The 23,413-nt window shown below is 66.0% G+C and carries 16 protein-coding genes; 9 read left to right on the top strand and 7 right to left on the bottom strand.

The features are described from left to right. Positions 1-34: 34 nt before the first annotated feature. Positions 35-3,580, top strand: coding sequence for a DNA polymerase III subunit alpha (gene dnaE / locus QGN32_RS00820; RefSeq protein ID WP_326546807.1), 3,546 nt, complete (start codon positions 35-37; stop codon positions 3,578-3,580). Here the strand turns inward: dnaE and QGN32_RS00815 are convergent. Then, positions 3,543-4,961, bottom strand: a complete 1,419-nt coding sequence (locus QGN32_RS00815) for a sensor histidine kinase (protein WP_326546806.1) — start codon at positions 4,959-4,961, stop codon at positions 3,543-3,545. The two genes, dnaE and QGN32_RS00815, sit on opposite strands and share 38 nt — an antisense overlap. Before the next feature lie 107 nt (positions 4,962-5,068). Beyond that, entirely contained in the window at positions 5,069-5,836 is a 768-nt protein-coding gene (locus tag QGN32_RS00810; protein WP_326546805.1) for a response regulator transcription factor, read from the bottom strand. 260 nt (positions 5,837-6,096) lie between these two features. Between QGN32_RS00810 and QGN32_RS00805 the strand changes: the two genes are divergently transcribed. Together QGN32_RS00805 and QGN32_RS00800 are read left to right on the top strand one after the other, a co-directional pair. Beyond that, the gene (locus tag QGN32_RS00805) at positions 6,097-8,349 is read left to right on the top strand and encodes a SulP family inorganic anion transporter (RefSeq protein WP_326546804.1); all 2,253 of its coding nucleotides are present in this window, start codon (positions 6,097-6,099) and stop codon (positions 8,347-8,349) included. A 186-nt stretch (positions 8,350-8,535) separates the two neighbouring features. Next, on the top strand, positions 8,536-8,838 hold the full coding sequence (locus QGN32_RS00800; RefSeq protein WP_326546803.1) for a hypothetical protein: 303 nt from the start codon (positions 8,536-8,538) through the stop codon (positions 8,836-8,838). A gap of 223 nt (positions 8,839-9,061) precedes the next feature. On the opposite strand, the gene QGN32_RS00795 is transcribed toward QGN32_RS00800, so the two are convergent. Then, positions 9,062-9,292, bottom strand: coding sequence for a hypothetical protein (locus QGN32_RS00795; protein ID WP_326546802.1), 231 nt, complete (start codon positions 9,290-9,292; stop codon positions 9,062-9,064). Between the two features lie 86 nt (positions 9,293-9,378). On the opposite strand from QGN32_RS00795, the gene QGN32_RS00790 reads away from it, so the two are divergent. Then, positions 9,379-9,816: a nitroreductase family deazaflavin-dependent oxidoreductase gene (locus QGN32_RS00790; protein WP_326546801.1), complete on the top strand. Its 438-nt coding sequence runs from the start codon at positions 9,379-9,381 to the stop codon at positions 9,814-9,816. A gap of 29 nt (positions 9,817-9,845) precedes the next feature. Continuing rightward, positions 9,846-11,126, top strand: coding sequence for a threonine ammonia-lyase IlvA (gene ilvA, locus QGN32_RS00785; protein WP_326546800.1), 1,281 nt, complete (start codon positions 9,846-9,848; stop codon positions 11,124-11,126). A gap of 86 nt (positions 11,127-11,212) precedes the next feature. Here ilvA and treZ read toward each other — a convergent pair whose 3' ends face one another. From treZ to sucT, 4 genes are read right to left on the bottom strand one after another with little or no spacing between them, the layout of a single operon-like run. Beyond that, positions 11,213-12,937 (bottom strand): malto-oligosyltrehalose trehalohydrolase, encoded by a 1,725-nt coding sequence (gene treZ, locus QGN32_RS00780; protein WP_326546799.1) that lies wholly within the window; start codon positions 12,935-12,937, stop codon positions 11,213-11,215. Further along, on the bottom strand, positions 12,930-15,221 hold the full coding sequence (gene treY, locus QGN32_RS00775) for a malto-oligosyltrehalose synthase (protein WP_326546798.1): 2,292 nt from the start codon (positions 15,219-15,221) through the stop codon (positions 12,930-12,932). The genes treZ and treY overlap by 8 nt, the downstream gene beginning before the upstream one ends. Positions 15,222-15,233: 12 nt before the next feature. Further along, positions 15,234-17,384 carry a glycogen debranching protein GlgX gene (gene glgX / locus QGN32_RS00770; RefSeq protein ID WP_326546797.1) on the bottom strand — a complete coding sequence of 717 codons (2,151 nt, stop codon included), beginning with the start codon at positions 17,382-17,384 and terminating at the stop codon, positions 15,234-15,236. After that, positions 17,384-19,561: an acetyltransferase SucT gene (gene sucT / locus QGN32_RS00765; protein ID WP_326546796.1), complete on the bottom strand. Its 2,178-nt coding sequence runs from the start codon at positions 19,559-19,561 to the stop codon at positions 17,384-17,386. The genes glgX and sucT overlap by 1 nt, the downstream gene beginning before the upstream one ends. A 23-nt stretch (positions 19,562-19,584) precedes the next feature. Between sucT and QGN32_RS00760 the strand changes: the two genes are divergently transcribed. From QGN32_RS00760 to QGN32_RS00745, 4 genes are all read left to right on the top strand, one after another. Next, positions 19,585-20,880, top strand: a complete 1,296-nt coding sequence (locus tag QGN32_RS00760) for an adenosylmethionine--8-amino-7-oxononanoate transaminase (protein WP_326546795.1) — start codon at positions 19,585-19,587, stop codon at positions 20,878-20,880. Positions 20,881-21,083: 203 nt separating this feature from the next. Continuing rightward, on the top strand, positions 21,084-22,229 hold the full coding sequence (locus QGN32_RS00755; protein WP_326546794.1) for an 8-amino-7-oxononanoate synthase: 1,146 nt from the start codon (positions 21,084-21,086) through the stop codon (positions 22,227-22,229). Then, a complete protein-coding gene (bioD, locus tag QGN32_RS00750) occupies positions 22,226-22,891 on the top strand; it encodes a dethiobiotin synthase (RefSeq protein ID WP_326546793.1) in 666 nt (221 codons plus the stop codon). The genes QGN32_RS00755 and bioD overlap by 4 nt, the downstream gene beginning before the upstream one ends. A gap of 2 nt (positions 22,892-22,893) precedes the next feature. Beyond that, positions 22,894-23,403, top strand: coding sequence for a 2'-5' RNA ligase family protein (locus tag QGN32_RS00745; protein WP_326546792.1), 510 nt, complete (start codon positions 22,894-22,896; stop codon positions 23,401-23,403). Positions 23,404-23,413 lie beyond the last annotated feature (10 nt).

Here is a 23,413-nt window from a genome sequence, read left to right as displayed (position 1 = left end):
AACTGTCGGAAGGCGGTCATAGACTGGCCTACCTATGAGCCCTTCGGATTCGCGGTCCTTCGTGCACCTGCATAACCACACCGAGTACTCGATGCTGGACGGTGCCGCGAAGGTCAAGCCGATGCTCGCCGAGGCGCAACGCCTTCAGATGCCCGCGATCGGGATGACCGATCACGGAAATATGTTCGGCGCCAGCGAGTTCTACAACTCCGCGACCGAGGCGGGGATCAAGCCGATCATCGGCGTCGAGGCGTATATCGCGCCCGGTTCGCGGTTTGACACCAAGCGCATCCTGTGGGGCGATCCCAGCCAGAAGGGTGACGACGTCTCCGGCAGCGGCTCATACACGCACATGACGATGGTGGCCGAGAACGCGACCGGAATGCGCAACCTGTTCAAGCTGTCGTCGCTGGCGTCGTTCGAAGGTCAGCTCGGCAAGTGGTCGCGCATGGACGCGGAACTGATCGCCGAGCATGCCGACGGCATCATCGCCACCACCGGTTGTCCGTCCGGCGAGGTGCAGACGAGGTTGCGCCTCGGCCACGATCGTGAGGCGCTCGAAGCCGCGGCGAAGTGGCGGGAGATCTTCGGCCCGGACAACTTCTTCCTGGAGTTGATGGACCATGGCCTGGAGATCGAACGCAGGGTGCGTGAGGGGCTGCTGGCCATCGGACAGAAGCTCGATATTCCGCCGTTGGCCACCAACGACTGCCACTACGTCACCCGCGACGCGGCCCAGAACCACGAGGCGCTGCTGTGCATCCAGACCGGCAAGACGCTCTCGGACCCGAACCGGTTCAAGTTCGACGGTGACGGTTACTTCCTCAAGACGGCCGCGGAGATGCGCGCGCTGTGGGACGACCAGGTACCCGGAGCCTGCGACTCCACGCTGCTGATCGCCGAGCGCGTCTCGTCCTACGAGGACGTGTGGGCGGTGCGCGATCGGATGCCGGTGTTCCCGGTGCCCGAGGGCCACACCCAGGAGTCGTGGCTGCGCCACGAGGTCCGCGCCGGGCTCGTGCGCCGGTTCCCGTCGGGGGACGTGCCCCAGGAGTACACCGATCGCGCCGACTTCGAGATCAAGGTCATTTGCGACAAGGGCTACCCCTCCTACTTCCTGATCGTCGCCGACCTCATCAACTACGCCCGCTCGGTCGACATCCGGGTCGGGCCCGGTCGCGGGTCGGCCGCCGGATCGCTGGTCGCCTACGCGCTGGGTATCACGAACATCGACCCGATCCCGTACGGGCTGCTTTTCGAGCGGTTCCTCAACCCCGAGCGGGTGTCGATGCCCGACATCGACATCGACTTCGACGACCGTCGTCGCGGGGAGATGCTGCGGTATGCCGCCAACAAGTGGGGTAGCGACCGGGTCGCCCAGGTCATCACCTTCGGCACGATCAAAACCAAAGCCGCGCTGAAGGATTCGGCGCGTGTGCACTACGGCCAGCCGGGGTTTGCGATCGCAGACCGGATCACCAAGGCGCTGCCGCCACCGATCATGGCCAAGGACATCCCGCTGTCGGGAATCACCGACCCCAACCACGAGCGGTACAAGGAGGCCGCCGAGGTTCGCGGGCTGATCGACACCGATCCCGACGTGCGCACCATCTACGAGACGGCGCGCGGACTCGAAGGTCTGGTGCGCAACGCCGGCGTGCACGCCTGCGCGGTGATCATGAGCTCCGAACCGCTGATCGACGCGATTCCATTGTGGCGACGCCCGCAGGACGGTGCGGTGATCACCGGCTGGGACTACCCCTCGTGTGAGGACATCGGCCTGCTGAAGATGGACTTCCTCGGGCTGCGCAACCTGACGATCATCGGCGACGCGCTGGAGAACATCAGAGCCAATCGGGGCATCGAGCTGGATCTCGAGTCCGTACCGCTCGACGACAAGGCCACGTACGACCTGCTGGGCCGTGGCGACACACTCGGCGTTTTCCAGCTCGACGGCGGACCGATGCGCGATCTGCTGCGCCGCATGCAGCCGACCGGGTTCGAGGACGTCGTCGCGGTCATCGCGCTGTACCGCCCCGGCCCGATGGGCATGAACGCCCACAACGATTACGCCGACCGCAAGAACAACCGGCAGGCGATCAAGCCGATCCACCCCGAACTCGAAGAGCCGCTTCGCGAGATCCTCGCCGAAACGTACGGCCTGATCGTCTACCAAGAGCAGATCATGCGGATCGCGCAGAAGGTGGCCGGCTACTCGCTGGCCCGAGCAGACATTCTGCGCAAGGCGATGGGCAAGAAGAAGCGTGAAGTCCTGGAAAAGGAGTTCGAGGGCTTCTCCGAGGGCATGAAGGCCAACGGCTTCTCCCCGGCTGCCGTCAAGGCGCTGTGGGACACGGTGCTCCCGTTCGCCGACTACGCATTCAACAAATCGCACGCCGCGGGATATGGGTTGGTGTCCTACTGGACCGCCTACCTGAAGGCCAACTACCCGGCCGAATACATGGCCGGCCTGCTCACCTCGGTGGGTGACGACAAGGACAAGGCCGCGGTGTATCTGGCCGACTGTCGCAAGCTCGGCATCACGGTGCTACCGCCGGACGTCAACGAGTCCGGGCTGAACTTCGCCTCGGTGGGGGAGGACATTCGCTACGGCCTCGGGGCGGTGCGCAACGTCGGCGCCAACGTCGTTGCGTCCCTTATCGACACGCGCACCGAGAAGGGGAAGTTCATCGACTTCTCCGACTACCTGAACAAGATCGAGATCGGCCCCTGCAACAAGAAGGTCACCGAGTCGCTGATCAAGGCCGGGGCGTTCGACTCGCTGGGGCACCCGCGCAAGGGGCTGTTCCTGATCCACACCGATGCCGTCGATTCCGTGCTCGGCACCAAGAAGGCCGAGGCGATGGGGCAGTTCGACTTGTTCGGCGGCGCCGACACCGCCACCGACGCCGTGTTCACCATCAAGGTGCCCGACGAGGAATGGGAGGACAAGCACAAACTCGCGCTCGAGCGCGAGATGCTCGGCCTCTACGTGTCCGGTCATCCGCTCAACGGCATCGCCCACCTGCTGGCCACCCAGGTCGACACCGCGATCCCGGCCATCCTCGACGGTGACATCCCCAACGACACGCAGGTGCGGATCGGCGGGATTCTGGCCTCGGTGAACCGCCGGGTCAACAAGAACGGGTTGCCCTGGGCGTCAGCGCAATTGGAGGATCTGACCGGCGGTATCGAGGTGCTGTTCTTTCCGCAGACCTACTCGACGTTCGGCGGCGAGATCGGTGACGACGCGGTCGTGCTGGTCGGCGCAAAGGTGGCGATCCGCGACGATCGGATCTCCCTGATCGCCAACGACCTCGTGGTGCCGGACTTCTCCAACGCGCAGCTGAATCGTCCGCTGGCGGTCAGTCTGCCGACGCGGCAGTGCACAGTGGACAAGGTGACCGCGCTCAAACAGGTGCTGGCCCGCCACCCCGGCACGGCCCAGGTGCACCTGCGGCTGATCAGCGGCGAGCGGATCACCACGCTGGAGTTGGATGTGTCGCTGCGCGTGACACTGTCTTCGGCGTTGATGGGCGACCTCAAGGCGTTGCTGGGTCCCGGTTGCCTGGGCGGCTGACGATCTCGGGAAGCATCACGGTGAATGTGGTCGCTCCGGGCACAGACTGCACGGACACGGAGCCGTTGTGCGCCAAGGCGATTGACTCGACGATAGGCAGGCCCAGTCCCAGGTTGCCGAGCTTGCGGGACCGGGACTTGTCGGCGCGGACGAACCGCTCGAACAGTTGCGGCAGTAGCTCACCGGGAATACCCGGGCCGTCGTCCTGGACAGCCAACTCTGCCCGGGCTGAACCCATGTCGTTGACGGCACTTGAAACTGTCGTCGTCACCGTGGTGCCGCGCGGGGTGTGGTGAACCGCATTGGTCAGCAAGTTGGTGACCAACTGGTGCAGCCTTGCCCGGTCTGCCAAGACCCAGATTGGCTCCGTGGGCAGCGAGATTCTCCAGTTGTGGTCGGGCGCCGAGACCGCGATGTCGCTGACAGCGTTGGTTACCAGGTCGCTGAGGTCGACGTCCTCGGTCAGGAGATCATGCCGCTCCTCGAGGCGGGATAACAGCAGTAAGTCGGCGACCAGCGACGACATCCGGCTGGACTCGGCTTCGATGCGCGCGAGCGCATACTCCGTGGTCTCGGGCAGTTTGGCACTGTCCTGCCGAGTGAGCTCGGCATAACCCTGGATTGCGGTCAGCGGGGTGCGCAATTCGTGGCTGACGTCGGCGAGGAACCGGCGCATCCGCCGGTCGGATTCGGCGCGTTCGGCCAGCGCTGAGTCGACATTGGCCAGCAATCGGTTCAGTGCCTGGCCGACGATGCCGACCTCGGTGTCCGGGTCGGTGTAGGCATCGGCGATGCGGATGTCGATGCGGTTCTCCGGAGCAGCCAGCGGCAGTTTCGCCACCGTGGCCGCGGTCGCCGCGACCCGGCGCAACGGCCCGAGCGCATAGCGGACGATCAGTAGGGTGCCGAGTGCGATGACCAGCAACGCGGCGGTCACCAGCAAGACGGTGCTGACGATACCTCGAGAGATCGCCTGCTCGGCGGGGCGCAGGCTCGCGGCGGCCACCAGCCAGTCGCCGTGGTCTATAGCCATGCTCTGCAGCCGATAGCGGCCGAGCTCGCCGAGCTGTGCATTGAATGGTGAGCCGTCGCTATGCCAGTCGATCGCTTCGAGGGCAGCGATTGCACCGGGCGGCGCAGGTTGTGCCTCGATGTCGGTGAAGAGTGCTGAGCCGGTGACCCTCCCTTCGCGCACGACCGCGATCAACGCGCCCACCGGCTGTCCGGTGAAGTTGATCAGCGCATCGGGACCCTCCGCGCCGAACAATTGCGGATGCGCCTCGGTATAGGACAGCTTGGTGAACGAATACCGCAGCGCCGCAAGGGAACTAGACAGGCGGTCGTCGGTGAGTTCGTAGGCGTAGTCACGGAGGCTGATCATGTGAAGCACGCCCATTGCAATCATCACGACACCAACCACGCTGGAGAGGCCAACGACAAGGCGACGTCGCAGGGTCCGTGGCGCCCACCGCAGTCGCCTGGCTGGTGTCACGACGGGGACCGCAGCATGTATCCGATGCCGCGCACGGTGTGAATCATGGGCTCCCGGCCACCATCGATCTTCTTGCGAAGATATGAGATGTACAGATCGACGATGCTGGTTCTGCCGTCGAAGCCGTAGTTCCACACATGATCGAGGATCTCCACACGACCGATGGCACGACCGGGGTTGCGCATCAGGTAGCGCAGCAACTCGAATTCGGTTGCGGTCAGATCAATAGCGGTCTCGCCCCGATAAACGGTTCGACTGGCACCGTCCAGCGTCAATTCACCAACGGTGATCTCGTCCTGCGGGGCGGTGGCTGTGTACCGCCCCCGCCTGAGCAGCCCCCGGATGCGCGCGACAAGCTCCTCGAGGCTGAAGGGTTTGGTCATGTAGTCGTCTGCACCCGCGGTCAACCCCTCGACCCGGTCGGCAACCGAATCACGGGCGGTCAGAAAGAGTATTGGAGTGTAGGCCTCTGACTCACGCAGCCGACGCAGAATCTGCATGCCGTCGATGTCGGGCAGCATGATGTCGAGAATCAGTACGTCAGGCGCATTCGCGTTGAACTTGGCGACGGCGTCTTCGCCGTTGTGGGCGACGTCGACCTCCCAGCCCTCGTAGCGCAGGGCCATCTTGACCAGGTTGGTCAACGCCAGCTCGTCGTCGACGAGAAGCACCCGGATGGGCGAACCATCGGCGCGATAGATCCGCGGTAGCTTTCCCAAGATCGCTTGGCGGTGTGGAGGCGTCGGAGCCGGTTGCGTCGTCATGGTGCCACTTCCTTTTACAAGCGGCATACGAGGCTGTCAACCAATTCATAACTAGCTCATATAACGGTATGCACGCCGAGTTGATTTATCTCCCAACATATATGCGTTCCATATGAAGGACGAGGATCTGCTTGCTCGGTGGTCCGCAGATTCCTAACTTGGAACTTGGTGGACGACGATGTCTCACCCACTGTGAACTTCGCTGCCATAGCTAATTGGCGCTCTATCAAACGACTTTGAATGACGGACGGGGACGCCCAATGAGTGAAGGACAGCGAGCGGAGTCGACTCATTGGAAATCGGTACTGCGCTACGACGTTCCGGCGTCGTTGGTGGTTTTCCTGGTCGCTCTCCCGTTGTCACTTGGTATTGCTGTGGCCTCGAATGCGCCGGTGCTCGCTGGCCTGATCGCCGCGGTCGTCGGCGGAATCGTGGCCGGCTGCCTCGGCGGATCACCGTTGCAGGTGAGCGGACCTGCCGCTGGGCTGACCGTTATTGTCGCTGGGCTGGTCGGGCAATTCGGATGGGCAGTAACGTGCGCGATCACGGTGTGCGCTGGCCTGCTGCAGGTCCTGTTCGGGCTGAGCCGGATAGCGCGCGCGGCGTTGGCCATCGCACCGGTTGTGGTGTACGCGATGTTGGCCGGCATCGGGGTCACCATCGCCTTGCAGCAGCTGCACGTGCTGCTCGGCGGTGAAGCGAAGAGTTCGGCGCTGACGAGCATCACCGAGCTCCCCGCGCAGCTACTCGAGATCGAAGGTGCCGGTTTGCTCCTTGGCCTGGCAGTCATTGCGGTACTCGTGATGTGGCCGTGGGTGCCTGCACCCGTCGGCAAGGTGCCGGGCCCGCTGGTCGCGATCGTCGGCGTGACGATGGCTTCGGTGGTACTCGGCCTCGACGTTTCGCGCATTGAGATCGGCGGCTCGCTTCTGGAGGCGTTGCAACTGCCCGAGCTGCCGGACGGGAACTGGGGCGCGTTCGCCGTCGGCGTACTCACCGTGGCGTTGATCGCCAGTGTGGAGAGCCTGTTATCCGCCGTGTCGGTGGACCGACTCGGCGGGACGCAGACGAACTTTGACCGGGAACTGCTCGGGCAAGGCAGCGCCAACATCGCGTCGGGCGCGCTCGGCGGGCTGCCGATCACGGGTGTGATCGTGCGTAGTTCGACCAACGTCGCCGCGGGCGCGCGCACCCGCGCGTCAGCGATCTTGCACGGTGTGTGGCTGCTGGTTTTCGCACTGCCGTTCGTCGGCCTCATTCAACAGATACCGTCCGCGGCGCTGGCCGGCCTGCTGATCGTGATCGGTTGCCAGCTTGTCAAGTGGCCGCAGATCAAGACCGCACACCGCACCGGCGACTTGGCGGTATACCTGGTCACCATCCTGGGAGTGGTGTTCGTCAACCTGCTCGCCGGCGTGCTCATCGGGCTGGGTCTGGCCGTCTCGCTCGTCCTGTCGCGGGTGGTGCGCACGCGGATCCGCGTCGAGCCGACGGGCGACGGCCAATGGCGGGTCGTGGTCGTGGGCTCCCTCACGTTCCTTTCGCTGCCGCAGCTGACGCGGAAGTTGGCGTCCCTTCCCTCGAGCGCCACGGTGACGCTCGAGCTGTCCGTGGACTTCCTCGACCACCCTTGCCAGGAGTCGATTGCACATTGGCAACGCCAACACGAGGCTAAGGGCGGCGCCGTGCACATCCACGAGCTCGGATCCGTGGACATGGACAGCGCTCTGCAGGGTCCGCCGCAGCGTGCACTCGACTCGCCAACCGGCAACCTGGCCGGCGTGCTGCCGTGGAGTTCGTGGCAGCGCAACGGCACGCGGCGCATCAACGGCAGCGGGACGAACGGCAACGGCAGCACGCCGCAGCCGATCATGGACGGATTGGCCGAGTACCAACGGCGGACCGCGCCGGTCATTCGGCCACATCTGCGGGGATTAGCCCATGCCCAACGGCCCGAGACACTCTTCATCACCTGTGCCGACTCGCGCGTGGTGCCCAACGTGATCACGTCGAGTGGGCCGGGTGATCTGTTCACCTTCCGAAATGTCGGCAACCTGGTGCCGCCGAATCGCGGCGATGCCTCGGTTGAGGCGGCAATCACGTTCGCCGTCGAGCACCTCAGCATCTCGTCGATCGTGGTGTGTGGACACTCCGGCTGTGGGGCGATGACGGCGCTGCTGTCCGCACCGACCAACGGTTCGACCCGACGCGATCACGACGATCCACTCAGGTCCTGGCTGCGATACGGTCAGCACACTGTCGTCGCCTTTCGCGAGGGCCAACATCCGGTTGCGCGGTCAGCGGCTGCCGCAGGATTCTCTGCAGTCGACCAGTTGAGCATGGTCAATGTTGCGGTCCAGCTCGAGACGCTGCGACAGCATCCCGTCGTCGAGAGGGCGTGTCGGGAAGCAGGCTTGCATGTCAGTGGCCTGTTCTATGACATCGCCTCCGCGACCGTCCTACGGGTGTTCTCCACCCACGTTGAAGCGTTAACTTTCGAAACCACCGCCTGAGCGGCCCACCGGCGCTCTTCGTTCTCCAATTCGATTCGTGCAGTTTCCTGCCGGCACTTATGCGCATTCATATATGTGCCACCTATGAATCAATGGTGGTTTCTGCTGACCGCTCATAGGCTTGAATTATCGAGGAAAACTTGGTTAAGCCGGGAGGGCTGGAAAGTGCAAATGAAATGTATCAAAATGGCATCAGGTATTGCGATTGCCGGGATGGCGGCGGTGCTGACTGTAGGCACCGGGTCGGCCGTCGCCGCGCCGACGGGGCCGTCGGCGAACGAGACCATCGCCAGGCTGCAAGCCGAGGGCAACAACGTCGTCGTCAACAAGGTCGGGGCCGGCCAAGAGTGCTCGATCACCTCTGTTCAGAGGGTGCGCACACCTGTGGCGCCCTCGCCCCGGGGTAGGACGATGACGGGCAACCCGCAAATGGGTAACGCCTTCCAACAGCACCCGGCCACTGTGCACGTCGGTGTGCATTGCCGCTGACCGATGGGCTAAGTTCACATCGCTCGGTCAATATGCCGAACCGCAATAAAGGTGATCCGCGTGTTTTGATCAACACGCGAATCCGGTCGCAGTTTCGCCGATATGTAGGCCAAACTCTCATGCGCAATGGAGCAGCTGTTGGCTCATGTTGAGCATGTCGGAGGAAGCGCGCACCACCGGACGTATTCTGATGCGCTAGCGACGCTGATGCGCTGATCGAGAGTTAAAGACGCGTCGAGCGGAGCGCGCTGGAAACCAGCCAGGTGACCGTGCCGGCCGCCGCCCCGGCGAGAACCGCTGTGGCCGCCGTAGCGGTCGTCACCCCGACCACTAACGCGACCAAAGCGCCCAGCATGAGAGCGATCAATTTGTAGGCCGGCCACGGCACCCCGGCAACGCTTACGTCGTACGTCACGCGTGCGGCCGCGGTGCGAAAGTTGCCGGCTGTGGTCACACGAACACGATACCTCGTAACTTAGGTTTCGGCCAGCCGAAACTTGACAGAAGGGGAAGGAATCCCTGGGCGTCTAAGCTGGTGAGATGCCACTTTCCGGAGAGTATGAACCGAGCCCGTGGGACTGGGTGCGTCAACACGCCGATGAGATCACGGAGTCCGGCAGCACCGAGGGCCTCGACATGAAGGGCAAGCCGCTCATCCTGCTGACCACTGTCGGGGCGAAGACCGGCAAGATCCGCAAGACGCCGCTGATGCGCGTGGCACATGGCGACCAGTACGCGATCGTGGCCTCGTTGGGCGGTGCGCCGAAGAACCCGGTCTGGTACTACAACGTGAAAGCCCATCCGCGGGTGGAACTGCAGGACGGCACGGTGACCAAGGAGTACGACGCGCGGGAGGTCACCGGCGAGGAGAAGGCGATCTGGTGGGAACGTGCGGTCGAGGCGTTTCCCGACTATGCCGAATACCAGCTGAAGACAGACCGTCAAATCCCGGTGTTCGTGCTCAGCCCGATTAGCTGATAGCCGCAGGTTGGTGGCACCATTAACCGGTGTCTGCTGAAGTGAGCCAGAGCCGCAGAACGTCGCCGCTGTGCGCGGCCGACATTGATCAGGCCGCTCAGCGAATTTCGGGTGTGGTGGTGCGCAGCCCGCTGCAGATCAGCGACCGGCTCTCGGATGCCACCGGCGCGACGGTGTATCTGAAGCGTGAGGATCTGCAGCCCGTGCGGTCGTACAAGCTGCGCGGGGCGCACAACCTGTTGATGCAGCTGTCGCCGGACGAAGTCGCCGCGGGGGTGGTGTGCTCGTCGGCGGGCAACCACGCCCAGGGCTTCGCGATGGCGTGCCGGTCGATGGGCATCCGCGGACGGGTCTATGTGCCCGCCAAGACGCCGAAGCAGAAGCGCGACCGCATCCGCTACCACGGCCGAGAGTTCATCGAGTTGATGGTCGGCGGCAGAACCTACGACGACGCCGCGGCCGCGGCGTCGGAGGACATCGCGCGCACGGGCGCCATCCTTGTCCCGCCCTACGACGACCTGCGCACGATGGCCGGGCAGGGCACCATCGCCGCGGAGATCCTCGAGCAGCTCGACGGCGAGCCGGACCTGGTGGTCGTGCCCGTGGGCGGCGGCGGTTGCATGGCGGGAATCACGACCTATCTCGCCGAACGGACGTCGAAGACCTCGGTGCTCGGCGTCGAGCCGGCGGGTGCGGCAGCGATGATCGCGGCGCTGGCGGCGGGCGAACCGGTGACCCTCGACCACGTCGACCAGTTCGTCGACGGTGCGGCGGTCAAGCGCGCGGGCACGTTGCCGTATGCGGTGCTGGCCGCGGCAGGCGACATGGTCTCGATGACCACCGTCGACGAGGGAGCGGTCTGCACCGCAATGCTGGACCTGTACCAGAACGAGGGCATCATCGCCGAACCCGCGGGTGCCCTGTCGGTGGCGGCGCTGATAGACAGCGACATCGAGCCCGGGTCGACCGTGGTGTGTGTGATCTCGGGCGGCAACAACGACGTGTCCAGGTACGGCGAGGTGCTGGAGCGGTCGCTGGTGCACCTCGGCCTCAAGCATTACTTCCTGGTCGACTTCCCGCAGGCGCCCGGGGCGCTTCGCCGCTTCCTGGACCAGATCCTCGGCCCGAACGACGACATCACGTTGTTCGAGTACACCAAGCGCAACAACCGCGAGACCGGCGAGGCGCTGGTCGGCATCGAACTCGGTTCGGCGGCCGACTTCGAGGGCCTGCTCGAACGGATGCGCGCCTCCGATATCCATGTAGAGGCCCTCGAGCCGGGCTCACCGGCGTACCGCTACCTGCTCTGAGACAGTCACCGCCCCCATTCCTTTCGAGGCCGCGAGCCCTCGCTGATGTCTTGCTGGATATCGCGAACGACGGGTGAACCGCACGCTCAGCTTCGGCGCACAACAGCGAACGAATGGCCCTCGAGTCGCATGCTTTCGCCGGCCGCCTCCGGCGCAGCCCACGCCAGTAGCACCTCGCCGGCGACCGGGGCGTCGACCGCGTCCGGTCCGAGGTTGCACGCTATCGCCAGCGTTCCGCGGTGCATCACGATCCAGCGCCGGGCTTCGTCGTAGTCGACTTGAAGGTTGTCCAGCCACGGGTCGGCGAGGTCAGGCTCGTTGTGCCGCAATGCGATCAGCGCGCGGTAGACCTGCCGTAGCCGACCGTGCTCGCCCTCGTCGACCTCATCCCACTTCAGCTTCGAGCGCAAAAACGTCTCGGGGTCCTGCGGGTCCGGTATCTCGTCGGCGTCCCAACCGTGCTCGGCGAACTCGCGCTTGCGCCCTTCGGCGGTGGCCCGCGCCAGTTCCGGCTCCGGGTGCGAGCTGAAGAACTGGAACGGCGACGACGATCCCCATTCCTCGCCCATGAAAAGCATTGCCGTGTACGGTGACCCGAGTGCCAGCGCCGCCTTGACGGCCAGCTGGCCGAACGTCAGGTTCTGCGACGGGCGGTCACCGGTCGCCCGGTTGCCCACTTGATCGTGCGTCAGCGTGTAAGCGAGCAGCCGGGTGGCCGGAATCGTGGTCGTGTCCAGGGCACGCCCGTGCCTGCGTTGCCGGAACGACGAGTACGTGCCTGCGTGGAAGTAGCCGTGCTTCAGTGTGGTGGCCAGCGCCTCCAGGGTGCCGAAATCGCCGTAGTAACCCTGCCGTTCACCCGACACCGCGGAGTGGATCGCGTGGTGGATGTCGTCGTCCCACTGGGCGGTCATTCCCAGGCCACCTCGGTCGCGGGGTGTGATCAGCCGCGGATCGTTGAGGTCGCTCTCACCGATCAGCGACAGTGGACGCCCCAACTCCGCTGCCAGCGCATCGGTTTCGGCTGACAGCTCTTCGAGGATGTGGATTGCCGTCGTGTCCACCAGTGCGTGCACCGCGTCCAGACGAAGTCCGTCGGCATGGAAGTCGCGCATCCAGCGCAGCGCGCAGTCGATGATGTAGCGACGTACCTCGTCGGCGTCGGCGTCGGCGAGGTTGATCGACTCGCCCCACGGGTTGCTGCCCGAGGACAGATACGGCCCGAACCGCGGCAGATAGTTTCCCGAAGGACCGAGGTGGTTGAACACCGCATCGATCAGCACGCCGAGCCCACGCTCGTGGCAGGCGTTGATCAGCCGCACCAGTCCGTCGGGGCCGCCGTAGGGCTCGTGTACCGCATACCACAGCACACCGTCGTACCCCCAGCCATGGGTGCCGCCGAACGCGTTGACCGGCATGAGTTCGACGAAGTCCACCCCGAGGTCGACCAGGTAGTCGAGCTTGTCGAGCACGGCGTCGAACGTTCCCGCCGGCGTGAAGGTCCCGACATGCAGCTCGTAGATCACCGCACCCTCGATCGATCGGCCGGCCCAGTCGGAGTCCGTCCATGCCGATGGATCCGGTTGCCAAAGCTGCGACCTGTCGTGTACGCCGTCGGGCTGGCGGGGGGAGCGGGGATCGGGAAGCACCGTCGGATCGTCGTCGAGGACGAAGCCGTAGCGCGCTTCGGGACGAGCCGCGACGTCGGTGTGCCACCACCCGTCGTCCGAGCGGGTCATCTCGTGTAGCTCACCGTCGACATCCAGCCGTGCTCGTCGCGGCCGAGGCGCCCACACGCTGAATTCAGCCATCGACCCGCTCCAACAGCGCGACCGGCAGTTCGGTGAACAACTCCGCGGCCAGCACTCGGCCGCTGTGTCGGCGGCCGCCGATCCGGTCGGTCCACACGCCCGGCGGCAGCGCGAGAGAGGTATCGCCCCAACCACTCTCGGACAGCCGTACCGAATGCCGGGTGACCGCGGTCAGCACGTCGTCACCGCGCAGGAACGCCACGAGGTGCCCGGCGGCGGGGCTGTCGGCCAGCACCGGGGTGTAGTCGCCCTCGGAGAAGGTGGAGGCCCGGTCCCGCCGTACCGCCAGGGCCGCGGAAACCACCCGCAGCTTCGGATGTCGCATCACGTTCAGCGCCTCGCGCCGCGCAGGGTAGTCGACGGGCCTCCGGTTGTCCGGATCGACGAGGCTGTCCTCCCACAGTTCGGTGCCCTGGTAGATGTCGGGGACGCCGGGCACGGTGAGTCCGAGTAGTTTCTGGCCGAGCGCGTCGCTGCGGGCATGTAGGTCGATGCGCGCCACCAGCGAGGTCATCTCGGCGGCGACCGGGCCGTCGAAAACCGCGTCGAGCCACGCATGCACCGCTGCCTCGAAGTCCTCGTCGGGGTCGTTCCAGGTGGTGTGTACCGCGGCTTCGCGGATCGCCTTCTCGGCGTACGCATGTACCCGCCGCCGTAACTCGTCGGTGATCTGCCCGTCCACCGGCCATACGCCGAACACGTTCTGCCACAGGAAAAGACCGGTACCCGCATCCGGGGGTGGCGCCGTTAAGGTCCACTTACCGATCAGCTCCGCCCACAGTGACGGCACCTGCGACAGCAGACCGATGCGCGCGCGTACGTCTTCGCCGCGTTTGGTGTCGTGGGTGGTCAACGCGACCATGGCGGTAGGCCACAGCCGTGCGCGCACCGCGGCGCGCTGGTGGAACTCCGCGACGCTGACGCCGAAGCGGTGCGGTTCTGCACCTACCTCGTTGAGTGAGACGAGGCGGGCGTCGCGGTAGAACAGGCAGTCCTCCATCGATTTCGCCGTCGCCGCACCGCACAGCTGCTGCAGCCGCACCTCGGCCTCCGGGCTCACCGCCAGCGCGGCCGCGATCAGCGCCAGCGGCGTCGCCAGTTCCGGTGTTGCCGAGCTGGTTTCGGCGAGCGCACTGGGCAGCACGCCCGCCAACGACCGGTAGTCGGATCGGTAGACGTCGATGCGGCTGAGCAGCGCCGCGATCGCGGTGGGTAGGTCGTCATGATCGGTCCCGGTGGCACCCACGATCGTGCGGCACAATCGGGCCAACTCGCTGCGCAGGGTCTGGGCCACCGCTTGCGCCTTCAATGTTCGTGCGAGATCCCCCATCCCGCTGTAGGCCACGCCCGCGGAGTCGAACAGGTTGGTCAATGCCTGTTCGCCCGCGGGGTCGAGGAACACGCCACCGATTTCCCGCATCGCGTCGTATCCGGTGGTGCCGGCGACCGGCAGCGTCGGTTCCAGCGGCTCGTCGGCGGCGAGGATCTTCTCGATCACGATCCACGCCTGCGGCCCGGTGAGTTCGCGCAGCCAGGCCAGATATCCGGCCGGGTCCGACAGCCCGTCCGGATGGTCGATTCGTACCCCGTCGACCAGACCTTCGTCGAACCAGCGTTTCACCTCGGCGTGGGTGGCGTCGAAGATCCTGCGATCCTCCTGGCGCAGTCCCGCCAGCGAGGTGATCGAGAAGAACCGACGGTAGCCGCAGATGCCGTTGCGCCAGCCGGTCAAGTGGTAATGCTGACGGTCGTGGACCTGGCGTCCGGTGCCGCCCGCGGTGCCGGGGGCGATCGGGTAGACGAGATCGCCGAGGCGCAGCACGGGTTCCTCGCCGCTGTCATCGACCTCCAGATCGTTCGTGTCGTCGTCGGATCCGAGCACCGGTAGTACGACGCGTCCGCCGTCGAGGTCCCAATCGACGTCAAAGAACGACGCGTACAACGAATCCCGGCCATGCTTGAGCATGTCCCACCACCACGGGTTCTGTCGCGGCTTCTCCACGCCCACGTGGTTGGGCACGATATCGACAATGAGGCCGATGTCTTTCTCACGCGCCGCCCGCGACAGCCGCGCGAACCCCTCGGGGCCGCCGAGTTCAGCCGAAACCGTGGTCGGGTCGGTGACGTCGTAGCCGTGCGTGGAGCCCTCGGCCGCGGTCAGGATCGGCGACAGATACAGATGTGACACGCCCAGCGCCGCGAAGTAGTCGAGGAGTTTTTCGGCGTCGGCGAAAGTAAAAGCGTCACCGCGCATTTGGAGGCGGTAGGTGGACAGGATCGTCATGGTTACCGGTACTCAGCCCGTCTTGCGCAGCACCAGAAGCGAACGCGCGGGCAGCGAGATCTTCTCACCCGCCTTGGCGACCAATTCGGTGGACCCGGTGGCTTGGGCTGTGTCCAGTGCCGCGGTCCACTCGTTGGCGTAGCTGACCGCGGGGGTGATGAAGTCCTGTGAATGGTCGTCGGCGTTGAAGCACAACAGGAACGAGTCGTCGACAACCCGTTCGCCGCGAGCGTTGGGGGCCGAGATGGCGTCTCCGTTCAAGAACACCGCCACGCACTTGCCCAGCCCGGTGCCCCAGTCCTCGAGCGTCATCTCCTCGCCGGCAGGTGTCAGCCACGCGATATCGCGGACCTGGTCGCCGCTGCGGATCGGCTTGCCCTCGAAGAACCGCCGCCTGCGGAACACCGGGTGGGCCTTGCGCAGCCGCGTGACCGTGCGGGTGAACTCGAGCAGGTCGGCGTTCTTCTCGCGCAGCGACCAATCCATCCAGGAGATCTCGGAGTCCTGGCAGTAGACGTTGTTGTTGCCGAGCTGGGTACGGCCGATTTCGTCGCCGTGCGAGATCATCGGTGTGCCCTGAGACAGCATCAGCGTGGCCATGATGTTGCGCATCTGCCGGCCGCGCAGCGCCAGGATGACCGGGTCGTCGGTGGGGCCCTCCACGCCGCAGTTCCATGACCGGTTGTGGCTTTCACCGTCGCGGTTGTCCTCGGCGTTGGCCTCGTTGTGCTTCTCGTTGTAGGACACCAGGTCGTTCAACGTGAAGCCGTCATGGCAGGTGACGAAGTTGATGCTCGCGGACGGCCGCCGACCCGTCGCTTCATAGAGGTCGGACGAACCGGTCAGCCGCGATGCGAACTCGCCAAGGGTTGCGGGTTCACCCCGCCAGTAATCACGCACAGTGTCGCGGTACTTCCCGTTCCACTCGGTCCACAAACCTGGGAAGTTCCCGACGTGGTAACCGCCTTCGCCGACGTCCCAGGGTTCGGCGATCAACTTCACCTGGCTCACCACCGGATCTTGTTGCACCAGGTCGAAAAACGCGCTCAGCCGGTCGACGTCGTGCAACTCCCGGGCCAGGGTGGCCGCCAGGTCGAAGCGGAAACCGTCGACGTGCATCTCGGTCACCCAGTAGCGCAGCGAGTCCATGATCAGTTGCAGGGTGTGGGGATGGCGGGCGTTGAGGCTGTTGCCGGTGCCGGTGAAATCCTTGTACAGGCGCAGGTCGCCGTCGAGCAGTCGGTAGTAGCCGGCGTTGTCGATCCCGCGGAAGTTCAGTGTCGGGCCGAGGTGGTTGCCCTCTGCGGTGTGGTTGTAGACCACGTCGAGGATGACCTCGATCCCGGCCTCGTGGAAGGACCGGACCATCGTCTTGAACTCGGCGACCGCGCCGCCGGCGTGCTTGTTGGCTGCATATTCGTAGTGCGGCGCGAAGAAGCCGAAAGTGTTGTAGCCCCAGTAGTTCCGCAATCCGAGGTCGACCAGGCGGTGATCGTGCAAGAACTGGTGCACCGGCATCAGCTCGATCGCTGTCACGTTCAGCGACTTGAGGTGGTCGATGACGGCTGGGTGACCGAGCCCGGCGTAGGTGCCCCGCAGTTCCTCGGGAATGCCCGGATGCCGCTGCGTCATGCCCTTGACGTGGGCCTCGTAGATGACGGTCTCGTGGTACGGCGTGCGCGGCGCGTGGTCGGACGCCCAGCCGAAATACGGGTTGATCACGACGCTGGTCATGGTGTGACCCAAAGAGTCGATGCGTGGCGGCGTGCCGCCCGTGGCGAGGTCGTCGGCGGTCATGTCATAGGAGAACAGCGCCTGGGAGAACTCGAAGGCGCCGTGGAAGGACTTTCCGTACGGGTCGAGCAGCAGCTTGCTCGAATCGCACCGGTGCCCGGCCGCCGGGTCCCACGGGCCGTGCACACGAAAGCCGTAGCGCTGCCCCGGGGTGACCGTCGGCAGATAGCAGTGCCAGACGTAGCCGTCGATCTCCTCGAGGTTGACCCGCTCCTCGCTGCCGTCCTTACCGATCAGGCACAGTTCCACCCGATCGGCGACCTCGGAGAACACCGAGAAGTTGGTGCCTGCGCCGTCGTAGGTGGCGCCGAGGGGATAGGCCGTCCCCGGCCAGACGGTGGGTACCGTTGCCGGTTCGCCGGAGGTCATCAGCCAACCCACCAGCCGGTGGCGGCTGCGATCTGGCGGCCGAGCTCGGGCGCCATCGTGCGCATATAGGTCTTCGAGATGTGGTGAGCGTCGTGGTAGATCAACACATTTCCCTCCACCGCTCGGCAGATGTCCTTGCGGCACACCGCATCACTCATGTCGAGCGGTTCCAGGAGCGGAAACCTCTTGACGAAATCGAGTGTCGGGTTGTGCTCGGAGAGTACGTCGGATCGGCGTGTTCCACAGGAGATCGCGTCACCGCCGTCGGCCAGACAGTCGGCGGCGAAGAACGGTTTGCCGTTGCGAACCAGCCACGGTGTGTCACGCATGGCCAGAACCGGAATGTCGTTGTCGGACAACTCCTGCCAGATGCCGACATACGTTGCCGGCATCACATCGCCGGCCCTGATGTTCCATGGCCGTGTCGAGGTGGTGAAGACGTAGTCCGGGCGGTCGGCGACGATCTTCTTCATCACCCGCTCGTTCCACTCGTGACACTTCGGGTACGGGCGGTTGTCGCCCATCACCAGCGGCACCTTTTCGGTGGTCAGCGGGCAGCCCATCTTCAGGTACGTGACCACCTTGAAGTGGTGTCTCTTGCCCAGCAGGTCCAGCGCGGTGATCCAGTGCTCGGCGTGTGATCCGCCGGCCAGCGCGATCGTGCGTTTGGCGGCCTTGTCACCGTAGGCGCAGTTGATCACGTCGACGTTGTCGAAGTCGCTGATGCAGCCGTCCTCGGTGGTCTGGGGGAGGTCGTTCTTGGCCTCCAGCACGGTAGGGCGCATCCGTAGTTTGGGCACCCTCGCCTCGGTGAGCAGCGCAGCGGCGCCGGGGTAGTCCTGCGACGAAAGTGCCATGAGCTCTGCGCCGTTCGTACGCTGGACGAGCACGTGCTCGCGCCAGGTGAACGACGTCACGGTCAGCGCCACGCCCAACAACGCGACCACCGAGGCAAGCACCGCGGTCGGCCTGCGCCGTCGACTCCTCGACGGCACGGCCGCGCGCTGGGTCGACGAGGCGCGGTACCGCAGCGGGTTCTCGACGTACTTGGTGGTCAGCCACGCCAGCACACCGGAAACCAGCAGAACCACCGCGCCCTCGACGAAGGTCGCGCGGGTGTGCCCGCTGAACGCCAGCCAGAAGATCAGCAGTGGCCAATGCCAGAGATACAAGGAGTAGGCCATCGCACCCAGCGACACGAACGGCGCCGACGCCAACAGGCGGTTGGGCAGCGGCATCCGCCCAGCGGTGTGCGGATCGGCCACCCGGTTCGCCGCGGACAGGATGACCAGCATGGTGGCGCCGACCGGGACCAGCGCCCACGGGCCGGGGAATTCCTTGACCCCGTCGATCAGCGCGCCGCACGACAGGATCGCCGCCAGTGCGACGAACGCGACCGTCGTCCGCAGCCACATCGGCATGCGAAGGTGCGATACGAATGCGCCGATCAGCGCGCCGAGCAGAAGTTCCCATGCTCGGGCGAAGCTGTTGTAGTAGGCGGTGGCCTGGTCGGCGTTGTGCGCGTAGATCGCGTAGACGAACGACGCGATGGTCAGCGCACTGAGCAGCAGCACGAACGCCAACCGCATGTGCTTGCCGAGGACGCGCCGAAACAGCACGGCGGCCCCGAAGATCAACGCCAGGAACGCGATGTAGAACTGGCCCTGCACCGACATCGACCAGATGTGCTGCAGAGGGCTGACCGCCTCGCCCGCGCGCAGGTAGTTCGACGCGGAGTTGGCCAGCTCCCAGTTCTGGTAGTAACCGAGGCTGGCCAGGCTCTCGTCGGCGAACGTCTCCCACCGGGTCTGCGGCTGGATCAGGATGGTCAGCACCGCCGACGCGGCCAGTACCACGACCAGAGCGGGCAGCAGCCGGCGGACCAGCCGGGTCACTTCGGGGACTGGCCACAGCGAGGCGCCCGGCGTCATCGCCGTGCGCAGCAGTCGTCCCCCGAAGAAGAAGCCGGACAGCGCCAGGAACACGTCGACACCACCGGAAACCCGACCGAACCACACGTGGAAGAGGGCGACGAGCGCGATCGCGATGCCGCGCAGGCCGTCGAGATCGTGCCGGTAGGACGCCGAGGCGCGGCTACCGCTTGCGGCTTTCGCTGCGCGCGGCGGACGTCCCGGGTCAGCGACGGGCGCTGGCCGGGGAGGGGCGAGGGTCATCATGGTCGACGGATAATCTACCGAAGGTGCCAGCCATGACGCCTGCCGAGATCAGCGCGGTCGACGCCGCACACGTCTGGCACCCCTACAGCACGATCGGCGCCGAGGCGTTGGCGCCAGTGGTCGCGGTGGGCGCCCGCGGGGCCTGGCTCACCCTCCACCACGACGGGCGTGACCTGCGGGTTCTCGATGCGATGGCGTCGTGGTGGACCGCGATCCACGGGCATGGTCATCCCGTGCTCGATGCGGCGATCACCGACCAACTCGCCACGATGAACCACGTCATGTTCGGCGGGTTGACGCACGAACCGGCCGCGCGGCTGGCGCAGTTGCTCGTCGAGATCACCCCCGACGGCCTGGACACCGTGTTTTTCAGCGACTCGGGCTCGGTGTCGGTGGAGGTGGCCGTCAAGATGGCGCTCCAGTATTGGCGCAGCCTGGGCAGGGGCGGCAAGCACCGGCTGATGACATGGCGAGGGGGTTATCACGGCGACACCTTCACGCCGATGAGCGTGTGCGACCCGGACGGCGGGATGCACTCGTTGTGGACGGACGTACTCGTCGCACAGGAGTTCGCGCCGCGGGTGCCGCGAGCCTACGACGCGGGCTACGTCGAAGCGTTCGAGAGGCAGTTGGCAGAGCACGCCGACGAGCTGGCCGCGGTGATCGTCGAGCCGGTGGTGCAGGGCGCGGGCGGGATGCGGTTCCACGACCCGCGCTATCTCGCCGATCTGCGAGACATCTGCTCGCGCCACGGCGTGCTGCTGATCTTCGACGAGATCGCCACCGGGTTCGGCCGCACCGGCGAACTCTTCGCGGCTGACCACGCCGGCGTCAGCCCGGACATCATGTGCGTGGGCAAGGCGCTCACCGGCGGCTACCTCACGCTGGCGGCGACCCTGTGTTCGCGGGAGATCGCGCACACCATCAGCACGCACGAGCCGGGAGCGCTCATGCACGGGCCGACGTTCATGGCGAACGCGCTGGCGTGCGCGGCCGCGGTGGCGTCGGTCGAGGTGCTGCTCGCTCAGGACTGGCGGTCGACCGTGCGCGGCATAGAGGCGGCTCTGCGCGACGGCCTGGCGGCGGCCGTGCAGGTTCCGGGCGTTTCCGACGTGCGCGTGCTCGGGGCGATCGGGGTGATCGAGATGGACCGCCCGGTGGATCTACGGGTGGCGACGCCGGCGGCGCTGGAACACGGGCTCTGGCTGCGGCCCTTCCGCAATCTGGTCTACGCGATGCCGCCGTATGTCTGCACGTCCGACGAGATCGGTCAGATCGCCGCCGGCATGGTCGGGGTGGCGCGGGCGTTAACTGGTTGATCGCACGCACGGGCTGATTGGGATCAACCACATAGAGCACGCCTTATTTTGCGGTCACGCGCCGCTGCCCTAACCTGAACGGTGTTCAACTGTCGGCTCGCCGACGTGTTCAACTGTCGGCTCGCCGACGTGTTCAACTGTCGGCTCGCCGACGTGTTCAACTGTCGGCTCGCCGACGTGTTCAAGTCCCGGTAGGAGCTTCCTTGACGCGCACAGGCCTTTCGCCGCTGGCGTGGCTCGACGACGTCGAGGCGCAGCGGCGCGCCGACGGTCTGCGCCGGTCGCTGAGCGCCCGTTCCCCCGTCGGCGCCGAACTGGACCTCGCCTCGAACGACTATCTGGGGCTGTCTCAGCACCCGGCAGTGATCGACGGCGGAGTCGCCGCGCTGGGCACCTGGGGCGCCGGATCCACCGGATCGCGACTAATCACCGGCAACACCGAGCTGCACGAAGGCTTCGAAGAGGCAATCGCGGACTTCGTCGGTGCCGAGTCGGCGCTCGTCTTCTCCTCCGGCTACACCGCCAACCTCGGCGCGGTCGTCGCGCTGTCGGATGCCGGATCTTTGCTGGTCTCCGATGCCCTGACCCACGCCTCTCTGGTCGATGCGTGCCGCCTGTCCCGGGCCCGCGTGGTCGTCACGCCGCATCGGGATGTCGAGGCGGTCGAGGCCACGCTCGCTGCGCGCACCGAGGAGCGGGCGGTCGTTCTGACGGATTCGGTGTTCTCTGCCGACGGGGTTCTGGCCCCGCTCCCTTCGCTGCACGAGGTGTGCCGACGACACGGCGCGCTCCTGATCGTCGACGAGGCTCATGGCCTCGGCGTGCGCGGCACCGGTGGGCGTGGATTGCTGCACGAGGCCGGCCTGGCGGGCGAGGCCGACGTCGTGATGACGACGACGCTGTCCAAGGCGCTGGGCAGCCAGGGCGGAGTCGTGCTGGGCCCGACGGCGGTGCGCGATCACCTGATCGACGCCGCGCGCCCGTTCATCTTCGACACCGGACTCGCGCCCGCGGCGGTCGGGGCGGCGTGGGCGGCGCTGGACGTCTTGATCGCCGAGCCGTGGCGCGCGCAGGCGGTATTGGACCACGCCGCGGAATTGGCTGCCATCTGCTCGGTGCCGGAGCGGCCGGAGTCGGCGGTGGTTTCGGTGATCCTCGGCGAACCGGAGGTGGCGTTGGCCGCCGCGGTGGCGTGCCTGGACCGGGGCGTCCGGATCGGCTGCTTCCGCCCGCCGACGGTCCCCACCGGGACGTCACGGCTGCGGCTGACCGCGAGGGCGTCACTGACCGATGACGAAATGACCTTGGCCCGTGAGGTTCTCACTGAAGTGCTGACGCCTCACCCGTGAGCACGCTTCTCGTCACCGGTACCGACACCGGCGTCGGCAAAACGATCGCCACCGCAGCGCTGGCGTGCCACGCACGGCTGGCGGGTATCGACGTGGCCGTGTGCAAACCGGTGCAGACCGGCAGCCCGACGGACGACGATCTCGCCGACGTGGGCCTGCTCTCGGGGGTGACCGACTTGTCGGGCGGATGGCGGTATCCCCAGCCGTTGGCGCCGCGCGCGGCGGCGGAGTGTGCGGGGCTCGCGTTGCCCACCCGCACCGAGCTAGTCGAGTCGGTACGGGCGCCGAAGGCACAGCTGACGCTGGTGGAGGGAGCAGGTGGGCTGCTCGTGGAGATCGGCGCCGGGGTCACGCTGCGCGACCTGGCGGTCGATCTGGCCGCGCCGGTGCTGGTCGTCGTCGCGGCCGGGTTAGGCACCCTCAACCACACCGCGCTGACATTGGAAGCTCTTGACGCCAAAGGTGTTTCGTGCGCAGGTCTGGTGATTGGTGCGTGGCCGTCGGATCCGGGCGTCGCCGAGCAAGGCAATCGGGATGCGCTCGCGGAACTGGGGCCGGTGCGGGCGGTGCTGCCCGCGGGCGCGGGCGCGATGACCGCCGGCGGTTTCGAGGCGATGAGCGCGGCTGCGTTCGATACCGCATGGGTCGCAGGCCTGGTGTAGCGGTGGTGCATTCCGTGGAGCTGGTATTCGATCCGCGCACCGAGGACGCGATTCGAAACATCTGGGATGAGCTGCGCGACGCGGGGATTCCCAGTCAGGCGCCGGCCAGCCGCCCGCACGCCACGCTGACGGTTGCCGAGCGGATCGACCCTTCAGTCGATGAGCTGCTTTGCTCACTGACGGGTCGGTTCCCGCTGCCGTGCCGGATCGGTGCGCCGCTGTTCTTCGGCCGCGCCAAGGCCGTGCTCGCGCGGCTGTTGGTGCCTACCAAGTCGCTGCTCGACCTGCACGCCGAAGTGCACAGACTGTGTGAGCCGCACCTGCATCCCGGGCCGATGCCGAACGCGTTGCCCGATGAATGGACTCCGCACGTGACGATGGCGCGGCGCGTGGTGCCTGCCCAGATGGGCCGGGCGGTGCGGATTGCGGGTAAGCGCGCAGAAATCAAGGGATCTATCGTCGGGTTGCGTCGCTGGGACGGCAACGCGAAGCGCGAACACCCGATCGCATGAGCTCCATCTC

The sequence above is a fragment of the Mycolicibacterium sp. ND9-15 genome (genome assembly GCF_035918395.1).
In the GTDB taxonomy this organism is placed as follows: Bacteria; Actinomycetota; Actinomycetes; order Mycobacteriales; family Mycobacteriaceae; genus Mycobacterium.
The sequence above is the reverse complement of the archived record's forward strand: the minus strand, read 5'-3'. Positions and strand labels throughout refer to the sequence as shown.

Excerpts from the sequence above, each read along its gene's own strand:
- dnaE (WP_326546807.1), top strand. The coding sequence starts at position 35 with ATGAGCCCTTCGGATTCGCGGTCCTTCGTGCACCTGCATAACCACACC.
- QGN32_RS00815 (WP_326546806.1), bottom strand. The coding sequence starts at position 4,961 with ATGATCAGCCTCCGTGACTACGCCTACGAACTCACCGACGACCGCCTG.
- QGN32_RS00810 (WP_326546805.1), bottom strand. The coding sequence starts at position 5,836 with ATGACGACGCAACCGGCTCCGACGCCTCCACACCGCCAAGCGATCTTG.
- QGN32_RS00805 (WP_326546804.1), top strand. The coding sequence starts at position 6,097 with ATGAGTGAAGGACAGCGAGCGGAGTCGACTCATTGGAAATCGGTACTG.
- QGN32_RS00800 (WP_326546803.1), top strand. The coding sequence starts at position 8,536 with ATGGCATCAGGTATTGCGATTGCCGGGATGGCGGCGGTGCTGACTGTA.
- QGN32_RS00790 (WP_326546801.1), top strand. The coding sequence starts at position 9,379 with ATGCCACTTTCCGGAGAGTATGAACCGAGCCCGTGGGACTGGGTGCGT.
- treZ (WP_326546799.1), bottom strand. The coding sequence starts at position 12,937 with ATGGCTGAATTCAGCGTGTGGGCGCCTCGGCCGCGACGAGCACGGCTG.
- treY (WP_326546798.1), bottom strand. The coding sequence starts at position 15,221 with ATGACGATCCTGTCCACCTACCGCCTCCAAATGCGCGGTGACGCTTTT.
- glgX (WP_326546797.1), bottom strand. The coding sequence starts at position 17,384 with ATGACCTCCGGCGAACCGGCAACGGTACCCACCGTCTGGCCGGGGACG.
- sucT (WP_326546796.1), bottom strand. The coding sequence starts at position 19,561 with ATGATGACCCTCGCCCCTCCCCGGCCAGCGCCCGTCGCTGACCCGGGA.